This window comes from Peptoniphilus sp. Marseille-Q6390 (assembly GCF_965119475.1).
On sequence record NZ_CBCPLS010000001.1, the window covers coordinates 738,098 to 753,701 of the forward strand.

The 15,604-nt window shown below is 32.1% G+C and carries 16 protein-coding genes; 11 read left to right on the top strand and 5 right to left on the bottom strand.

What is annotated here, in order from left to right:
* Positions 1–120 precede the first annotated feature (120 nt).
* The 4 genes from ACWPVO_RS03610 to ACWPVO_RS03625 all read left to right on the top strand — a co-directional run bounded on the left by ACWPVO_RS03610 (position 121) and on the right by ACWPVO_RS03625 (position 5,080).
* Positions 121–2,781, top strand: a complete 2,661-nt coding sequence (locus ACWPVO_RS03610; protein WP_454206594.1) for a stalk domain-containing protein — start codon at positions 121–123, stop codon at positions 2,779–2,781.
* 113 nt (positions 2,782–2,894) lie between these two features.
* Positions 2,895–3,959, top strand: coding sequence for an alpha/beta hydrolase (locus tag ACWPVO_RS03615; protein WP_454206596.1), 1,065 nt, complete (start codon positions 2,895–2,897; stop codon positions 3,957–3,959).
* Position 3,960: 1 nt separating this feature from the next.
* Positions 3,961–4,254, top strand: a complete 294-nt coding sequence (locus ACWPVO_RS03620; protein ID WP_454206598.1) for a YciI family protein — start codon at positions 3,961–3,963, stop codon at positions 4,252–4,254.
* Positions 4,255–4,327: 73 nt separating this feature from the next.
* Positions 4,328–5,080 (top strand): YfjL-like protein, encoded by a 753-nt coding sequence (locus ACWPVO_RS03625; protein WP_454206600.1) that lies wholly within the window; start codon positions 4,328–4,330, stop codon positions 5,078–5,080.
* Positions 5,081–5,308: 228 nt separating this feature from the next.
* Here ACWPVO_RS03625 and ACWPVO_RS03630 read toward each other — a convergent pair whose 3' ends face one another.
* Both ACWPVO_RS03630 and ACWPVO_RS03635 read right to left on the bottom strand, forming a co-directional pair.
* A complete protein-coding gene (locus ACWPVO_RS03630; RefSeq protein WP_454206602.1) occupies positions 5,309–5,965 on the bottom strand; it encodes a hypothetical protein in 657 nt (218 codons plus the stop codon).
* 53 nt (positions 5,966–6,018) lie between these two features.
* On the bottom strand, positions 6,019–7,161 hold the full coding sequence (locus ACWPVO_RS03635) for a nucleotidyltransferase (RefSeq protein ID WP_454206604.1): 1,143 nt from the start codon (positions 7,159–7,161) through the stop codon (positions 6,019–6,021).
* A gap of 101 nt (positions 7,162–7,262) precedes the next feature.
* Here ACWPVO_RS03635 and ACWPVO_RS03640 point away from each other — a divergent pair, with 101 nt between their 5' ends.
* The 3 genes from ACWPVO_RS03640 to rpmF all read left to right on the top strand — a co-directional run bounded on the left by ACWPVO_RS03640 (position 7,263) and on the right by rpmF (position 9,249).
* Positions 7,263–8,453: an acetate kinase gene (locus ACWPVO_RS03640; protein ID WP_060800356.1), complete on the top strand. Its 1,191-nt coding sequence runs from the start codon at positions 7,263–7,265 to the stop codon at positions 8,451–8,453.
* 77 nt (positions 8,454–8,530) lie between these two features.
* A complete protein-coding gene (locus ACWPVO_RS03645; RefSeq protein ID WP_005957603.1) occupies positions 8,531–9,064 on the top strand; it encodes a YceD family protein in 534 nt (177 codons plus the stop codon).
* A 2-nt stretch (positions 9,065–9,066) separates the two neighbouring features.
* The gene (gene rpmF / locus ACWPVO_RS03650) at positions 9,067–9,249 is read left to right on the top strand and encodes a 50S ribosomal protein L32 (RefSeq protein ID WP_005957570.1); all 183 of its coding nucleotides are present in this window, start codon (positions 9,067–9,069) and stop codon (positions 9,247–9,249) included.
* Between the two features lie 107 nt (positions 9,250–9,356).
* Here rpmF and ACWPVO_RS03655 read toward each other — a convergent pair whose 3' ends face one another.
* Positions 9,357–9,479 (bottom strand): hypothetical protein, encoded by a 123-nt coding sequence (locus ACWPVO_RS03655; protein ID WP_412621488.1) that lies wholly within the window; start codon positions 9,477–9,479, stop codon positions 9,357–9,359.
* 278 nt (positions 9,480–9,757) lie between these two features.
* Between ACWPVO_RS03655 and ACWPVO_RS03660 the strand changes: the two genes are divergently transcribed.
* The 4 genes from ACWPVO_RS03660 (at position 9,758) to ACWPVO_RS03675 (ending at position 12,317) form a co-directional block, all read left to right on the top strand.
* Positions 9,758–10,339 carry a hypothetical protein gene (locus tag ACWPVO_RS03660; protein ID WP_412621487.1) on the top strand — a complete coding sequence of 194 codons (582 nt, stop codon included), beginning with the start codon at positions 9,758–9,760 and terminating at the stop codon, positions 10,337–10,339.
* Between the two features lie 4 nt (positions 10,340–10,343).
* A complete protein-coding gene (locus ACWPVO_RS03665; RefSeq protein ID WP_060800353.1) occupies positions 10,344–10,895 on the top strand; it encodes a hemerythrin domain-containing protein in 552 nt (183 codons plus the stop codon).
* A 131-nt stretch (positions 10,896–11,026) separates the two neighbouring features.
* Entirely contained in the window at positions 11,027–11,893 is an 867-nt protein-coding gene (locus ACWPVO_RS03670) for an S-layer homology domain-containing protein (protein WP_454206608.1), read from the top strand.
* A 73-nt stretch (positions 11,894–11,966) separates the two neighbouring features.
* The gene (locus ACWPVO_RS03675; protein WP_195444079.1) at positions 11,967–12,317 is read left to right on the top strand and encodes a hypothetical protein; all 351 of its coding nucleotides are present in this window, start codon (positions 11,967–11,969) and stop codon (positions 12,315–12,317) included.
* Between the two features lie 58 nt (positions 12,318–12,375).
* On the opposite strand, the gene ACWPVO_RS03680 is transcribed toward ACWPVO_RS03675, so the two are convergent.
* Positions 12,376–13,632 carry a hemolysin family protein gene (locus ACWPVO_RS03680; protein ID WP_454206610.1) on the bottom strand — a complete coding sequence of 419 codons (1,257 nt, stop codon included), beginning with the start codon at positions 13,630–13,632 and terminating at the stop codon, positions 12,376–12,378.
* Between the two features lie 75 nt (positions 13,633–13,707).
* Positions 13,708–15,534, bottom strand: a complete 1,827-nt coding sequence (gene glmS / locus ACWPVO_RS03685; protein ID WP_270675132.1) for a glutamine--fructose-6-phosphate transaminase (isomerizing) — start codon at positions 15,532–15,534, stop codon at positions 13,708–13,710.
* Positions 15,535–15,604: the final 70 nt, after the last annotated feature.

Sequence of the window (15,604 nt, forward strand, 5' to 3'; positions counted from 1 at the left end):
GGGTTAAAATTTGTTATAATCAATGTATGGAGAAAACGAATTCAATTAATTTGTAAATTCATAAAGAAATAAAAAAGTAGTAAGCAAAACAATTCATATAATTTTAAGAGGAGGTTCATCATGAATAGAAAAATGTTTTCATTAGTAACTAGCTTTGCAATATTATCTTCAAGCTTTAGTCCAGCATGGGCAGCTGGTAAAAATTTTACATATAATAATTTGGAGAAGAGTTTAGCTATTCATGCAGAAGCTAAGGAGGTAAAAAGTTCTGAGGCAAAAGAAAAACTTCCTCTTGTTACAGAAACCATGCCAGATGATAGTGTGAAGGACAAGTACTTTATGGTAATTTTTACACCACAAACTAAAATGGTTAATGGATCTCAAAAATATGGAAAACTTAAAGATAAAAATGGAATTGACATTCCATTAAAAAATATATCCTATGAACTTTATTCAGACAAATATTTTTACAAGGGAAAAAACTTTTATGCATTAAAAAGTGCAAGCTGGGGTGAAATCTTGAAACATGTTGATGGTGGAGATTTTGTTAAAAATCAGCTTGTTGCTGACAATGATGAAAATGATACAGAAAAGAAAAAGGATCATGAATTTGTGGGATGGTATTTAAAAAATGAACCTGTAAATCCCTTTGATCCATTACTAAAAATAGATTTATTGAACTATGAAGTAAACAAGCCCTTAATTTTTAAATCTAGATTTAAATCTTTAGAATATTTTTATAGCAATTTATCTTCGCAAGAATTCGATATAGATGGATATCCAATAAAGAATTACAAGATTATACGTTTTTCTTCAAAATCTGAAGTAAAGTCTTGGAGGACCAATCTTTCACTAAATGATTATCAAAAAAAGTTTTCAGATCCAAGTGCATTTAAATCAAAAGATATTTACTTCTATGTGAAAAATAATTCGGGAATATATAATTTAAAGGATTTTATTCCAGAAGCTCCTGTACTAAATGATAAAGCTTTCTGGTTTTGGTCACAAGGATATAGTTATAAAAAAGCCAATGATAAAATTGACACTTCAAAAGATTTGGATAGAATTTTAGCTTTATACATTGGTGAATATTTTAATATAGGTGAATCTGCGAATTTGGAAGAAACGCCACTACCAAAAGGGTTTTATGAAGTTAGAATAAAAACTGAGGGAGATTATAGGATTAGCATCAATACTTTTAATTATAATATAATTGCTGTTAAAGAGGGTAATACATTGAACATTGTTCCTGATTTTCCTACAGAACCAAAGCTAAAAGATAAAAACAATGTTGAATATAAAGGAAAAGTTGCTTGGTATGATGGCTATACAAAAATCGATGATATTAGTACGGTAAAAATTGATTCTGATAAAGTCTTTACTGCAAGGAGAGTTAGAGATTTTGAATCAGAAAAATTTAATCCAGTAGTAAAAGATGTAGAAGTCAATTTAAATGAAGATGTAAGTCCAAAAAAATTAAAAGATGGAATAACCAATCTACCAGAGAATGTTGAAGTTGAAATTAAAACTAGGGCAGATACGTCCAAAGTTGTAAAAACTAAAGCTGTATTAAAATTAATTTTCTCTGACTCATCAAGCAAGGAAGTTGAAGTTCCTGTTAAGGTAGTTGATAAAATTTCAGGAAAAATAATTACACCAATTCCAACAATAAAATCTGAAGATATAATCAAAGAGGAGGTACTTTATAAGGGGAAGGTAGATCTTTCAGACAATATTAAAAATCTTCCAGATGGAGCAAAAGTAAAAGATGTAAGCGACCCAATCAACACAAAAACTCCAGGATCTTACGTTGGAAAAGTTAAAGTTACTTTCAAGGGTGGCTCATCAAGAATTGTTGAAATTCCTGTAGAAGTTTTAGCACCTCTTGCAGAAAAATTTCCTGCACAAATGCCTGAGAAAACTCCAGTTGAAAAACTTGAGTCTTTAAGTGCTTCAGAAAAATCTGAGATTATTGAAAAAGTTAAAAAAGCAAATCCTCAAGCAAGTTCAGTTGAAGTAAGTGACAGGGGAGAGGTTACTTTAGTTTATACTGATGGGTCAAAAAATATTATAAGTCCAAAAGATACTATAGTCTTAAAGGAAAAAGAAAGTTACAAGAAAGATCCTGAAGATAAACCGGGCAAGGCAGAAGACGGTAAAGATCCTGAAGACAAACCAGGAAAAGAGGACAAGAGAGACCCTGAAGAAAATATTGAAGAGGCTAAAGATAAAAAAGAAAATAATTTAGATTCATGGAATGAATTTCCAAGATACTATGTAAGAGATCACAAGACACCGACTTATAAGGTTGAAGTAAAGACTAATTCACAAGTAAGCCAGACAAAAACACAAGTCAATCCTAAAAAATTTGTAATTGATATCAATAGTGGAACCTACACTTTAACAGAAGATGGAAAAACTTTAGAAAAGTCCATGGAAGTAAAACCAATAATTGAAAACAATAGGACTATGTTACCTCTTAGAGCCTTGGCAGAAATTCTAGGCGCCAAAGTTATTTGGAATGATGCAACAAGGACTGCGTCCTTCACAAGAGATGGACTCACTGCTCTTATACAAATAGATGGCAGCAAAATAGTTTTATCTAATGGAAAGACAATTGACCTTGAAGCAAAACCACTTAACGTCAATGGAAGAATTTATTTACCGCTAGTTTATGTTGGTCAAGTCTTCGGACTTACTAGTGGTAATGCAGACGATGATAAAGAAAATGACATTGAGTGGAAGGAAGAGAGCAAGACAGTGACAATTAATATTAAATAAAAATTTAAAAAGGGAAGGGAGACCTTCCTTTTTAAATGCAAACATATTGAAATAAAAATATTAAAGGAGACAAAGTATCTTAATATTTTGTTATAATGACTGAGAGGTGACTTATGGTATATTTTATTATTTTACTCGTTCTTGTTATTTTATTAATCCCACAAATTTATTACAGAAAATCCAACAAACTTCTGCAAAATGATGGAGTGGATTTAACTTGCGACTTAGAATTTATTAATGAAGTTGTAAAGAACGACAACTTTTTAGACTTTGGCAACGAAAGAGATTTTTATGAGCTTACAAACTTGGAGAGAGTTAAGATAAAATCTTACGATGGATTTATTCTTGATGGCGCTTATTTTCCAGTTGAAGAACCAAAAGCCCTAGTGCAAATTATTCACGGAGCTCTTGAGCATAAGGAAAGATATTATTATTTAATTAAATATTTAAACGAGAGAGGCTACTCCTGCTTCATATCTGACAACAGGGGTCACGGAAGGTCCCTTGGAGACAAGTACACAGTTGGTTACATTGATGGAGTGGAAAAAGTTGTTGATGACAATCTTGCAATTACAAAAGAACTGAAAAAGAAATTCCCAGAAACTGATATTTATTTAATTGGTCATTCACTGGGAACTGTCTTTGGAAGAATTTACCTTGAAGAGGGCGATGACTTAATTAAGAAAATAGTTTTATCAGGTCCACCAAATTATATCCCTGAAGTTCCTCTAGCAATTTTCCTTGGAAACTTTATTAACTTTTACTTTGGAGAACAGAGGACAATTTATATACTCAAGAAGCTTTATACTGGGGACAAGAAACATTTTGATTGGTTGTCTTATTCTAAAGAAAATATTAGGGATGCAGAGAAGGACCCTCACATGCCTCCAGTTTTTAAAAACAGGGGCTACCTAGCTGTCTTTGAAGGAGTAGGGGAATTAAAAAATATAAAAAATTATAAATTTAGGAATCCTGACCTTGATATATTTTTTATAGCCGGAGAAGATGACGTAGTAATTGGTGGGGAGAAGGGATTCGAGTCATCGATTAACCTCTTAAGAGAAGTAGGCTACAAAAAAATAAAATCAAAACTTTACAAGAAGATGAAGCACGAAATTTTTAGAGAAGAAGAGAGGGAAGAAGTTTTTAAGGACATTGTAGACTTCTTAGAAAATTAAAATGAATTCTTATTTAATAATTGGAAACTTAAAAAAGAATAAAGAGCTTGATGAAGATTTTGAAAAAATTCTTGAAGAGCATTTAAACTACCATGAAAATGAAGTTGACTTGGGAAATTTAATTATCTCTGGGCCTAAAGATGATGGTGGAGGCATAGGAATTTATTTGGGAGATGATGTAAAAGACTTTTGCGACAATGATCCCCTAGTCCTAGGAGGCTATCTTGAGTACCAAATTACAAAATTTTATCCCAACCTTGTAAACAAAAACTTAATAAAATTATTTATCCAATAAAAAAAGCTGAGGAAAAAATTTCTCAGCTTTTTTGTGCTATAATGTAGTAAATCAAAGGTTGGAGGTGGTGACCATGGAAAAGAAATTTAATTTTAAAAAATTTTTTATTGGGCTAACTATAGTTTGTGCTTTAATCTTATTATTTTTCTATATTGCTTTTTTTGGGAATCCCATTTCTAGGATCCTGGCGGAAAAGTCTGCCACTGAATATATTGAAGCCAACTACAAGGACTTGGACCTAATTCGTGACGAGACCTTTTATAATTTTAAGGACGGCTACTATACTGTAAGGCTTAGCAGCAAAAAAAGTAAGGATACCAAATTTATGTTGGGTTTTGATTCTTTTGGTAAGTTAAAACAAGATACTTACGATGATATTTTGTTTAACACAGAGATTAGATTATTAGATGAGTTAAGGGAATATGGAACTACTATCCAAAAGAAGTATAATTTTCCCTATGATATTTCTTTAAACACAGTTGAGGATGTGCCTAGAGAAGACCTAGTCTTAGATCAAGAATTTGATTTCGAGAATTTTAATGAAGAAGTAAGTGCAGAAGTTGTTGGTTTTTCTAAAAATCCAAAGTTTGAAGAGTGCTTAGATGCTCTTTGTGATTTGCAAAAAATTATGGACAAGACTTCTTTGAAGGTCACTAAGTATTCTGTTATTTTAATTCCAGAGGAAAATAGAAAGCCTGATGGGGAAGCTGAGTCATGGCAAAATTCTCTTGGAGTCTACGATATTCCAGCAGAGGTTGTGAGAAATAAAGACCTAAAGGAATTTAAAAATATTTATGAAGAGGCAATAAGCAAAACTAAGGATTAATAAAAAAGCTCTCATTCTAGGATTTCCATTTAGGATCTCTTAGGATGAGAGTTTCTTTTTGCATTTAATTAAAAAATTTGATTTTTATAAGTTTATAACTTTTTATACACTTCTCTAGTGAAGTCTGTTTTTATTTTTATGTCGTAAAGATTACTTACATTAATTTCTTGTGAAAGTTCGAACACATACAAATTTTTATTTAGTGAGACTTGTAATTTGTTAAGTTACTTAAGAGAGGTACCATTTTCCATTAGGATAGAGGGATAAACTTCCTGTTCTTTCAGAGATTAGATTTCCATCCAAATCCATGACAAGTAATTTTTCATAGTATTTATAGTCATTGGTTATTGCATCTCCTTCTAGGCCTTCTTCGATCCATTGGTTTATATAAAGCCTATCTTTGTCGACATATAAAACTGATTGGTCTGGTTCCATTTCTATGCTAAATTTACGTGGGTAGTAGGAAATAAATCTATCGGAAGAGCTACATATATGAAATTCATATCCATCTTCTAAAGATAAATTATATAATTCCACTTCCTCTATTGGTATTTTGTGTATACTTTCTAAGCTTTGTTCTGGAAAATATTTTATTAATTCTACAAGATTTTTGTTGATATCTACTTTTAAAAAATAGAAAAAATTATTTTTAAATTTTGCATAGGAATAGCTTACATTTTTTTCTTTTTCAAAAGGGGTATAGACTTTCTTATTTAATAAATCATAAAATCTAATGACTGCCCCTTGGTAGTAACCTGTGTCATTAATCCATTCAGGTATTTCATAAAAACATTCTGAATCTGAAAGGGAATTATAATAGCTATCTTGTCCTAAGATAGGTACAAGATTTTCTCCAAGAATTTCATTAAAAACTTCTATTTCCATTTTAATTGTCTCCATTATTTATTTAGTGTATTCTCATTAATAATTAATCAAAACTATAATTTTTTATAAACTTCTCTTGTGAAGTCTGTTTTTATTTTTCCGGATTTTATGTTGTACAAGTCACTTGCCAAAATCTCCTTATCAAGCATCTCTTTTGCTATGCCACTTGATGTGTCGTAAAAAGATTTAAAGGAATATATTTTATTTTTATTTTTTGATTTTTTAAAAATTTCTAGACCTCTTTCGTCGCAAGCAAGGACTCTTGTGTAAGGGTCCTTAAAAGAATTTTTTATTAGGTCTTTTCTTATGTCTAAGAGGATTTCTATGATTAATCTCTTTATCCTAGACCTGCTGTGCCTTTTTGAATGGACTTTCTCTATGAGGTCGTGAAAATTTTCTGCGTCAAGATTTTCTATGATCCTATTCTCGAGTCCCTCTTCATAGTCAAAGTAGTCTTTAAAATTTATTTTTTCACTTATCATCTTGTACTTAAAGATGTCAAAATAATTTTCTAACTTGTTTTCAACTATTAAGTCATAGGCTGGCAAAAATCTTGAAACATCTTCTCCCTCATAAGCTAATCTTCTTATATGCGATGCCGATGCAAAGCCATCAAGTGAAAAATCATCATCATGATTTACATTTTTCCTTTTTATTGAGTAAGGAGCTATAGATGAATTTAATTTTGTAAGACTTCTAAGGTATTCGAGGCCCAAGATGTTATTGGGTCTTTTTAAAATTTCTTTTTCTTCTTCGGTTAAGAAGTCCATGGCAAGCTCACGAGACCTTATAAAGGACATGCCTTCTGATAAATATTTTTTTAATTTATCTTCATCAAAGTTTTTGTCAAATTTTTCTTGGAGACTCCTTAAGACTTCTACATCATCTTCGCTGCCAAAGTAAAGTCTATGGACTATGCCCATGGAGTTTAAAATATTTATAGCCCCGAGAGCAAATATTTCTGCATTAGAAGTTGCGTAGGGAAGGGGGAGTTCCAAGACAAGACTTGCTCCATTATTTACCGCCTGCCTTGCTCTTTCGTATTTATTAATAATTGCAGGTTCGCCCCTTTGGACAAAGTTGCCAGACATTATGACTACAATGAAGTCTGTGTAGTCCTCTTTTATTTTATTAATTTGATAGGCGTGTCCCTTGTGGAAGGGATTGTACTCGGCTATTATAGAAGCAATTTTCATATTTTTAAATCTCCAATTATTGACTAATGGCTACAACTGTTATAAACTAATTATTAGTTATTATACTATATTTAATAAATTTAAAAAACTGAGGAGGAAATATGAAGATATTAGTTATTAATTGCGGATCATCTTCCCTTAAATATCAACTTATTAACATGGAAACTGAAGATGTGATGGCAAAGGGTTTAGTTGAAAGAATCGGAATTGAAGGTTCAAGAATTAAACACGAAACAATTGGTAAGGAAAAGAAAACTATTGAAACTCCAATGCAAGACCACAAGAGAGCTCTTGAACTTGTAATGGAATCCCTAACAAATGAAGAATACGGTGCAATCAAATCACTTGATGAAATTGATGCTGTAGGTCACAGAGTTGTACACGGTGGCGAAGACTTCGCTCAATCTGTTGTAATTGACGAAAAAGTCCTAAAGGGAATTGAAGATAATGTTGAAATAGCTCCTCTTCACAACCCACCAAACATTATGGGAATCAAGGCTTGTCAAAGACTTCTTCCTAATGTTAAACAAGTTGCAGTATTTGATACAGCTTTCCACCAAACTATGCCAGAAGAAAGCTACATCTATGCACTTCCATATGAATACTACGAAAAATATAAAATTAGAAGATTTGGCTTCCACGGAACTTCTCATAGATACATCACTAACAGGGCAGCAGAAATGCTTGGCAAGGATGTAAATGAAGTTAACTTAATCACTTGTCACCTTGGTAATGGTTCAAGTATCTGTGCAGTTAAAAATGGTAAATCAATTGATACATCAATGGGCTTCACACCACTTGAAGGACTTGCTATGGGTACAAGATGTGGTGACCTAGATCCAGCTATTCTTCCATTCATCATGGACAAGGAAAATCTTTCTACTGAAGAAATCAACACTCTAATTAATAAAAAATCAGGTGTACTAGGAATTTCTGGAGTATCAAGTGACTTTAGAGATATTGAAGAAGCTAGAGACCAAGGAAACAAGAGAGCAAAACTTGCCCTTGATATCTTTGAAAAGAGAGTTCGTGGCTACGTTGGTTCTTACATGACTGAACTTGATCATGTTGACGCTATTGTATTTACAGCTGGCGTTGGTGAAAACTCTATTGAAATGAGAGAATCAATTTGTGCTGGATTAAAATCTATAGGCATCAAACTTGACCCTGAAAGAAATAATGTAAGAGGAGAAGATAAACTTATTTCTTCTGACGATTCTTCAATCAAAGTTTTTGTTATCCCAACTAACGAAGAGCTTATGATTGCAAGAGATACAAAGGAACTTGTTTAAGTTTAATTTTCAATATAGTATTGACAGACTAAATTTTAAAAGCTATAATGATTTGTATGTATTTTTGAGGTGAGTAAATGAAATTAGATCTTAGTACTTTTTTGTCGTCTGATGAAGTCAGATTAGACTTTGAGGGTATTCTAGAGGAAAATGACACGGATTTGAATTTAGAGGATCTCAATCTCATCTATCCCGTAGAGTACAATGGATATATTCATGATTTGACAGGGGAGTTAGAACTTTGTCTCAATATTTCCTACAAATTTAAGGCTAACTGTGACCGATGTCTCAAGGAATTTGTAAATGAAAAAGAGACAAGTTACATTGCTTACAATTTTAAAGACCCAAGTCTATATGATGAAGATTCTGTAGACGAGTACTTTAAAATTAAGAATGATTCCATAGATCTTTCGGAAATTATTTTTTCACAAATACTTACTTCCATTAATGGGAAGAATTTGTGTAGCCAAGATTGCAAGGGATTATGCCCACATTGTGGCAAGAACTTGAATGATGGCCCTTGTGATTGTGTGGAAGAAGAAATTGAAGAAGAAGTTGTGGACCCAAGATTTGGGAAGTTATTAGATTTATTTAAAGATGAGGAGGTGTAGAAATGGCCGTACCTAAGAGAAAAACTTCAAAACAAAGAAAGAACAAGAGAAGAGCATCTTCTTACAGATTAAATAAAGCAACAGTAGTTGAATGTCCTAACTGCCATGAAATGAAATTACCTCATAGAGTTTGTCCTTCTTGTGGACACTATGCAGGCAAAGAAATTGTTACAGAAGCAGAATAATAAAGTGAGACTTAGGTCTCGCTTTTTTTATTTGCCTTAATTGACTTTGAAATTTTAAAATTTTATAAGCAAAAAATTAGAGAGGTTTCGCAACCTCTCTTTTTGTTTTAATTATCAAATTTTTTTAATAGACCTAGGATCCTAGCAAGTAGGTAAATTTTTATAAATTCTAGTCCTAGGTTTAGGATCAAATGAATTCCAACTCTTATAACTTCTGTATGTTTTTCCATAAGCTCACCTCTTATTACTGATTTCTTTTAGCTTATTCAATATCAAAATAAGAAAAATTATTTCTACAATGCTTGTTATGTAGTTGGGTTGTAAAAATGTTAAAAATTTAATTGTTTGTGGACTCATAAGCTCCTCCTTTAGATTCCTAAAGTTATTCTTATTTACAGTTTACTACTTTATCAAAAAAAAAATCAAATTTAAATTATAGTATATGTGATAAAAGTCACGTTATTTTTTTGAAAATAATGGTAAAATCAAAATAGAAAAGAGGGATACAATGAGTTTATTTTTAGGATACATTCACCACTTAATGTATGAAAAGATTTTATTTCAAGAAGAATTACTAACAAGTTTGCTTGACTTAGCTGATGAAGATGAAAAAAATAGTTTAAGCAAGGACCTTGATAAGGAATTTCCAATAGAGAAGGGTGACTTAAAGGATATTATTGACGAAGCTAATATTCACGGCTGGCTTGATGAAAGAGTGAGAAGAAGTGAAAACCGACTTGCAAAGACAGTGGGAGTTTTGTTAAAGGACTTTGACATAGAAGATTTAAAAAACAAATTCTACGACTTTGGAAAATCTTATGAGGCTGGAGATACTCCTGGTGAAGCTTTCAACTTTATTACTTCAAAATTTTTAGATGGGATGCCCTGCGACCACTCTCTTATGATTGTAAAAAATGATGAAGATGAATTTGTTTTTGAAGTTGTAAGAGACCTTCACAGAGATATTTGGGCGAATTATGTAAATCCAGATTTGTATTGGGACCTAAGAGATGCTTTTATAGGTGGAAGTTTAGAGAATTCTGGATTAAAATATGAAAAGATAAATGAAACTTATGTAATTAGGAAGTGATTAAATGGATACTTTAAAATTTACGATTGAATACTTGGAAGATGAGCACGAAGAAATTTTAGCTTTTTGCAATAGAATGGAAGAAAAGTGTTTGGAAATTCTTAAGGGACAAGTAGATGTAGAATTTTTTAGGAAGGCTATAAGTTTTATAAGATTATATGCCGATGGACTTCACCACAAGAAGGAAGAGGATATTTTATTTAAGGCAATGCTTGATAATCTTGGACCTCTTGCAGAAAAAGTTGTGCGTGGTGGTATGCTTGTGGAACATCAAATGGCAAGGGGTTATGTAATGGAGCTAGAAAATAACTTGAATTTATTTGAAGAAACTTCAGATGATCTTGCTAAGTTACACATAATAACTAATGCCATGTCTTATGTTGAGCTACTTAGAAATCATGCAGAAAAGGAAAACAAAACAGTTTATCCCTTTGCAGATAAGAGTCTTCCAGAAGATGTGAAAGAAGAAGTTGCTAGGGAAATGGAAGATAGAGTTAAGGAAGAAGAAAAAAATCTTGAAGACAAAAAGAATTTAATGAAGTCTTTGGGAATTTGATTTAAAATTGTTCTCAGTTTTTATAAATTCACTTTCATCTATTAGTATAAAGATTACAAATTGATTACAAAGGCTTCATAAGCAAGACTTTTACTAGACTTTTTGATAATATAATTCTTCGAGGTGAAAGAATGAAAAGAATACTTATATTGATGATAATTTTAATTGCAGCACCTCTTGGTGTTTTTGCATCTAAAGAAGCAGCCATGCCTTTAAATGTAAGTGCAATTAAGGAAAGTGATGTTTATAATTTTGAAATTAAAAATGCCAAGGCTAAAGACGAAATAGAAATTGAAGTTAAGAGCGAGGGAAATGAATCTAAGGGATTATTTAAGAAGAATATTATCACTAAGGACGATAAAAATTTCGTTTCTATTAGGCAAAAGGAATTAGATTCAGCTGTTGGACCTTCAAGTGGTTATGCCTTTAGACTTAGATTTGCCAATAAGGACAAGTCTTCAGGATTTTCCAATGAACTTCACCTAGGCAAGGCTCCTGTTTTTAGAAATTACAGCAACTGGGCCTATAAAGATTTATTGAAGGCAGAAGAGTTAAAACTTTTTTCTAAAGAAGTTGCAACTGATACAAGAGCAAAAATTACTAGGGAAGAATTTGCAGAAATTGCAGTTAAGGCCTACAAGATAAAATACAAGAGATCTTCTCAAGGATCTGTTAAGCACTTCAAGGACACAGACAACCAATATGTTAACATGGCTTACGACCTTGGAATTATGAGTGGAAAGGGAGAAGGAACTTTTGCTCCAAAGGCTCATATGACTAGGGAAGACTATGCAGTTGTTATTGCAAATATTTTTGGGCTAAATAACAGCAAAAATGTTAGTATGAAGGATAGGAAGAAGATTGCAAATTATGCAAGAGAATCTGTTAACAAGGCACTTAATGCAAAGTATTTGACTTTGGATGAAAAGAAAAACTTTAATCCAAAGAAGGAAATGAATAGGGAAGAAGTTATTTCTTCTATAGTACGTCATATTTAATGAAAAGTTTACAAAAAATTTATTTAAATTATAAAATTAAATAATTTATGATATAATACTTCCAGGTGAGATAATGAAAAAAGTAATTTTTGACATTAGTCCACTTGGAAGTTTTCAATTTTCTTGTGAGACTTACATAATTTATTATAGGGAAAAATATGGAAAAGATATTTTTTTCTACACTAGAAAAGATGGAAAGTATATTAAGGTAGAGGATAGGGAAGAACTTAAGAATTTAAATAATAGGGTCATTGTTCACAGAGACTTGGGACCTGTTGTTGAAATGATTCCTCACGACTTAGACACAAGAGTCTTGCCCCTAGACGAAGAGCAAGAAGAAGATGAAATTTTAATTGGTATTGTAGAGAGATTGGGAGAGAGAGCAAGCTGGAAAAATTCTAATATCCAGGTTGTTGAAGTTTAAAATTAATAGGCAAATAAAAAAGAGATTCAATTGCGAATCTCTTATTTTTTTACAAATTTTATTTTTTTATGTCTGCTGGGAAGTCCACAAGAATTTTTTCAATTCTGTTTTTTGTCTTTTTGACAATAGTAAATTTAAGATCGCCAATTGTTATGACTTCATTGAGTTTAGGGAACCTGTCAATATTTTCGATTATATAACCACCAAGGGAATCAAACTCTTGGCACTCAAGTTCTGTTCCAAAGATTTGATTTATCTCGTCAATATTTATTGCAGCTTCAATAATATATTTGTTTGGACCAACTTGTAGGATTTCTTCATCTTCTTCTTTGTCGTACTCGTCAGAAATTTGTCCAACGATTTTCTCGAAGATGTCTTCAAAGGTAATCATACCTTCGGTTCCACCATACTCGTCTGTAACTATGGCAACGGATAATTTTTTTTGTCTCATTTCAGAAAAGAGGGTTCCTGTTGGTTTGTACTCAAAAGTGAAGAAGGCTTTCTTGAAAAACTCTTTGTTTTCTGAAAGTGACTTAGTCCTATCCATGTGGAAAATGTCCTTAACATTTAAGATGCCAACAATATTGTCGAGATTATCTTCATAGACTGGCATTCTTGAATAAGAATATTCAGAAATTTTTTCTATTATTTCATCAAAGCTTTCCTCGATGTCTATGGCAATTATGTCAGTCCTTGGTGTCATAATGTCCTTGGCGTAGTTGTCCTTAAAGTCAATTACATTTTGGATCATCCTTGACTCATTTTTATTTATAATTCCTTCTTCCATACCAAGGTCCATGGCATCAATTAGGTCTTCTTCTGTTATTATTGGTGCCTTGTAGTCCTTGTCCTTGATCACAATTTTTATTATAGATTGGGACAAGAAGTTTATGAACATTGAAAAAGGTCTCAAAATTGTAATTAAAAAATTTAAAAATTTTGCATACTTTGGAACAATTTTTTTGTAGTTATTTTTGCCCAAGTTCCTTGGCAAACTTTCTCCAAAAATTATTATTATAATCGTAGAGAGTATTATTCCTATGACAAGTCCAAGTATATCGAAATAATCGTAGAAGAATAGAGAGGTAAAGATAATTGAAAGTGAATTAGAAAAATAATCCAAAATTAAAGTTGTGGAATAAATATTTTCTTTCTTCACAAGTTTTTTTATCACTGAGATATTTTTTACTTCTAAGTCTTCAAGCCTAGATAATTTTACAGACCCAAGAGCCAAGTAGGCATTCTCGATTAGGGTAAATAAATAGGAAAAATATATTGCCACAAGGGCTAAGATTAGGTATATGTAATAAGTCATAAAATTCAACTCCATTTTGTTTTTTATACCCAAATAAATTTAATCTAAAAAAGCTGCCCTCAGGCAGCCTTTTGATTATTCAACAGTTACTGATTTTGCTAAGTTTCTAGGTTTGTCTACGTCATTGCCAAGTAATACTGAAGTGTAATAAGCAATTAGTTGTTCAGGTATTACTGCAAGAAGTGGTGTCAAGAGATCAATAGTTTTTGGAATTTCTATCATTTCATCTGAAGAATCTTTTACAAATTCATTTCCTTCTTCTGATATTGAAATAACTTTTGCTCCTCTTGCAATAAGCTCTTGGTTATTTGAAACAGTTTTATCAAGAATCTTGCTATAAAGTGCAACCGAGATAACAGGTGTGCCTTCTTCTATAAGGGCAATTGAGCCGTGTTTAAGTTCTCCAGAAGGGAAGGCTTCTGTGTGAATGTAAGAAATTTCTTTTAACTTTAAGGCTCCTTCTTTTGCTGTTATATAGTCAAGAGATCTACCAGTGTAGAAAATTGATTTAGCATTTTTAATTGAGTCTGCAATTTCTTTAAATTCTTCCTTGTGCTTTAAGATTTCTTCAATTTGTGATGGAAGTTTTTCCATATTTTCAATTATATTTTTAACTTCATCTTGAGAAATTTTATTTAACTTAAGAGCAATGTCCATAGCCAAGAAGTAAAGTGAAATAACCTGTGTTGTGTAGGCCTTTGTTGAGGCAACAGAAATTTCTGGTCCTGCATAACAATAGATAACCTTGTCTGCTTCTCTAGAGATAGAAGAGCCAACAACATTTGTAACAGCAAGAGTCTTTGCTCCGATTTTTTTAGCTTCTCTAAGAGCTGCTAGGGTATCTGCTGTTTCTCCAGATTGAGATACAAAGATTACAAGAGACCTGTCGTCTAAGAACATATTCTTGTATCTAAATTCAGATGCAATTTCTGATATCACTGGTATGCCACAAAGATTTTCTATTGCATACTTGCCAGCTTCTCCTGCGTGGAAGGCAGTGCCACAAGCAGTTACATATATTTTGTCAATATTCTCTAGTTCTTCAAGAGATAAGCTTCCTTCTGCTGGTAGATTAATCTTGTAGTCCTTGTGTTTAATTGAAATAACTTCTTTTAGGATGGAAGGTTGCTCATGAATTTCCTTAATAAGGAAGTGGTCATAACCTTCCTTTGATGCATCTGATGCAGAAATCTCAACTTCAGTAATTTCTCTTTCTACTTTCTTATGGTCCTTGTCATAAATTGTGTAAGAGTCTTCTCTCATGTCAACTACATCGCCATCTTCAAGATAAATAATCTTATTAGTGTGTTCAATAACAGATGTAATATCACTTGCTACAAAGTATCCATCATCACAGATAGCAAAGAGAAGAGGTGAAGAGTTCCTAACAGCTATTAGTCTATTAGGTTCATTCTCATCAATGATTCCAAGACTGTAGGCTCCCTTTAAGATGTCAGTTGATTTAAAGACAGCTTCCAAGATGTCGCCATCATATTCTTCTGATATCAAGTTAGGAATAACTTCTGTATCTGTTTGTGAAAGGAAAGTGTGTCCCTTTTCTACTAACATATTTCTAAGTTCTAAGTAGTTTTCTACGATTCCGTTGTGAACAACAGAAACTTTTTTGTCAGAACTTAGGTGAGGGTGAGCGTTAATTTCATTTGGCTCTCCGTGAGTTGCCCATCTTGTGTGACCAATACAAACATTAGAAGGGTACTTATCAATGTCAAAGGATTCTTCAAGAGCCTTTATACGACCCTTTTTCTTAAATGTTACTAATTTATCATCTTTTATAAAAGAAAGTCCTGCAGAGTCATAACCCCTGTATTCTAATTTTTTGAGACCTTCTAGTACTAATTTCGTTGCATTATTTTTTCCAATATATCCAACTATTCCGCACATATTTCTACCTCCAATTTGTTAGAGACTCACTACATTTATTTTGTTATAAAATTACTTTTATTTTTTGTAA

What these genes read in the sequence shown, in the direction of transcription:
- ACWPVO_RS03655 (WP_412621488.1), bottom strand. Translation starts at nt 9,479, where the DNA reads ATGGAAAAACATACAGAAGTTATAAGAGTTGGAATTCATTTGATCCTA.
- ACWPVO_RS03680 (WP_454206610.1), bottom strand. Translation starts at nt 13,632, where the DNA reads ATGACTTATTACATATACCTAATCTTAGCCCTTGTGGCAATATATTTT.
- ACWPVO_RS03670 (WP_454206608.1), top strand. Translation starts at nt 11,027, where the DNA reads ATGAAAAGAATACTTATATTGATGATAATTTTAATTGCAGCACCTCTT.
- ACWPVO_RS03665 (WP_060800353.1), top strand. Translation starts at nt 10,344, where the DNA reads ATGGATACTTTAAAATTTACGATTGAATACTTGGAAGATGAGCACGAA.
- ACWPVO_RS03615 (WP_454206596.1), top strand. Translation starts at nt 2,895, where the DNA reads ATGGTATATTTTATTATTTTACTCGTTCTTGTTATTTTATTAATCCCA.
- ACWPVO_RS03610 (WP_454206594.1), top strand. Translation starts at nt 121, where the DNA reads ATGAATAGAAAAATGTTTTCATTAGTAACTAGCTTTGCAATATTATCT.
- ACWPVO_RS03675 (WP_195444079.1), top strand. Translation starts at nt 11,967, where the DNA reads ATGAAAAAAGTAATTTTTGACATTAGTCCACTTGGAAGTTTTCAATTT.
- ACWPVO_RS03630 (WP_454206602.1), bottom strand. Translation starts at nt 5,965, where the DNA reads ATGGAAATAGAAGTTTTTAATGAAATTCTTGGAGAAAATCTTGTACCT.
- ACWPVO_RS03660 (WP_412621487.1), top strand. Translation starts at nt 9,758, where the DNA reads ATGAGTTTATTTTTAGGATACATTCACCACTTAATGTATGAAAAGATT.
- ACWPVO_RS03625 (WP_454206600.1), top strand. Translation starts at nt 4,328, where the DNA reads ATGGAAAAGAAATTTAATTTTAAAAAATTTTTTATTGGGCTAACTATA.
- ACWPVO_RS03620 (WP_454206598.1), top strand. Translation starts at nt 3,961, where the DNA reads ATGAATTCTTATTTAATAATTGGAAACTTAAAAAAGAATAAAGAGCTT.
- ACWPVO_RS03640 (WP_060800356.1), top strand. Translation starts at nt 7,263, where the DNA reads ATGAAGATATTAGTTATTAATTGCGGATCATCTTCCCTTAAATATCAA.
- ACWPVO_RS03645 (WP_005957603.1), top strand. Translation starts at nt 8,531, where the DNA reads ATGAAATTAGATCTTAGTACTTTTTTGTCGTCTGATGAAGTCAGATTA.
- glmS (WP_270675132.1), bottom strand. Translation starts at nt 15,534, where the DNA reads ATGTGCGGAATAGTTGGATATATTGGAAAAAATAATGCAACGAAATTA.
- rpmF (WP_005957570.1), top strand. Translation starts at nt 9,067, where the DNA reads ATGGCCGTACCTAAGAGAAAAACTTCAAAACAAAGAAAGAACAAGAGA.
- ACWPVO_RS03635 (WP_454206604.1), bottom strand. Translation starts at nt 7,161, where the DNA reads ATGAAAATTGCTTCTATAATAGCCGAGTACAATCCCTTCCACAAGGGA.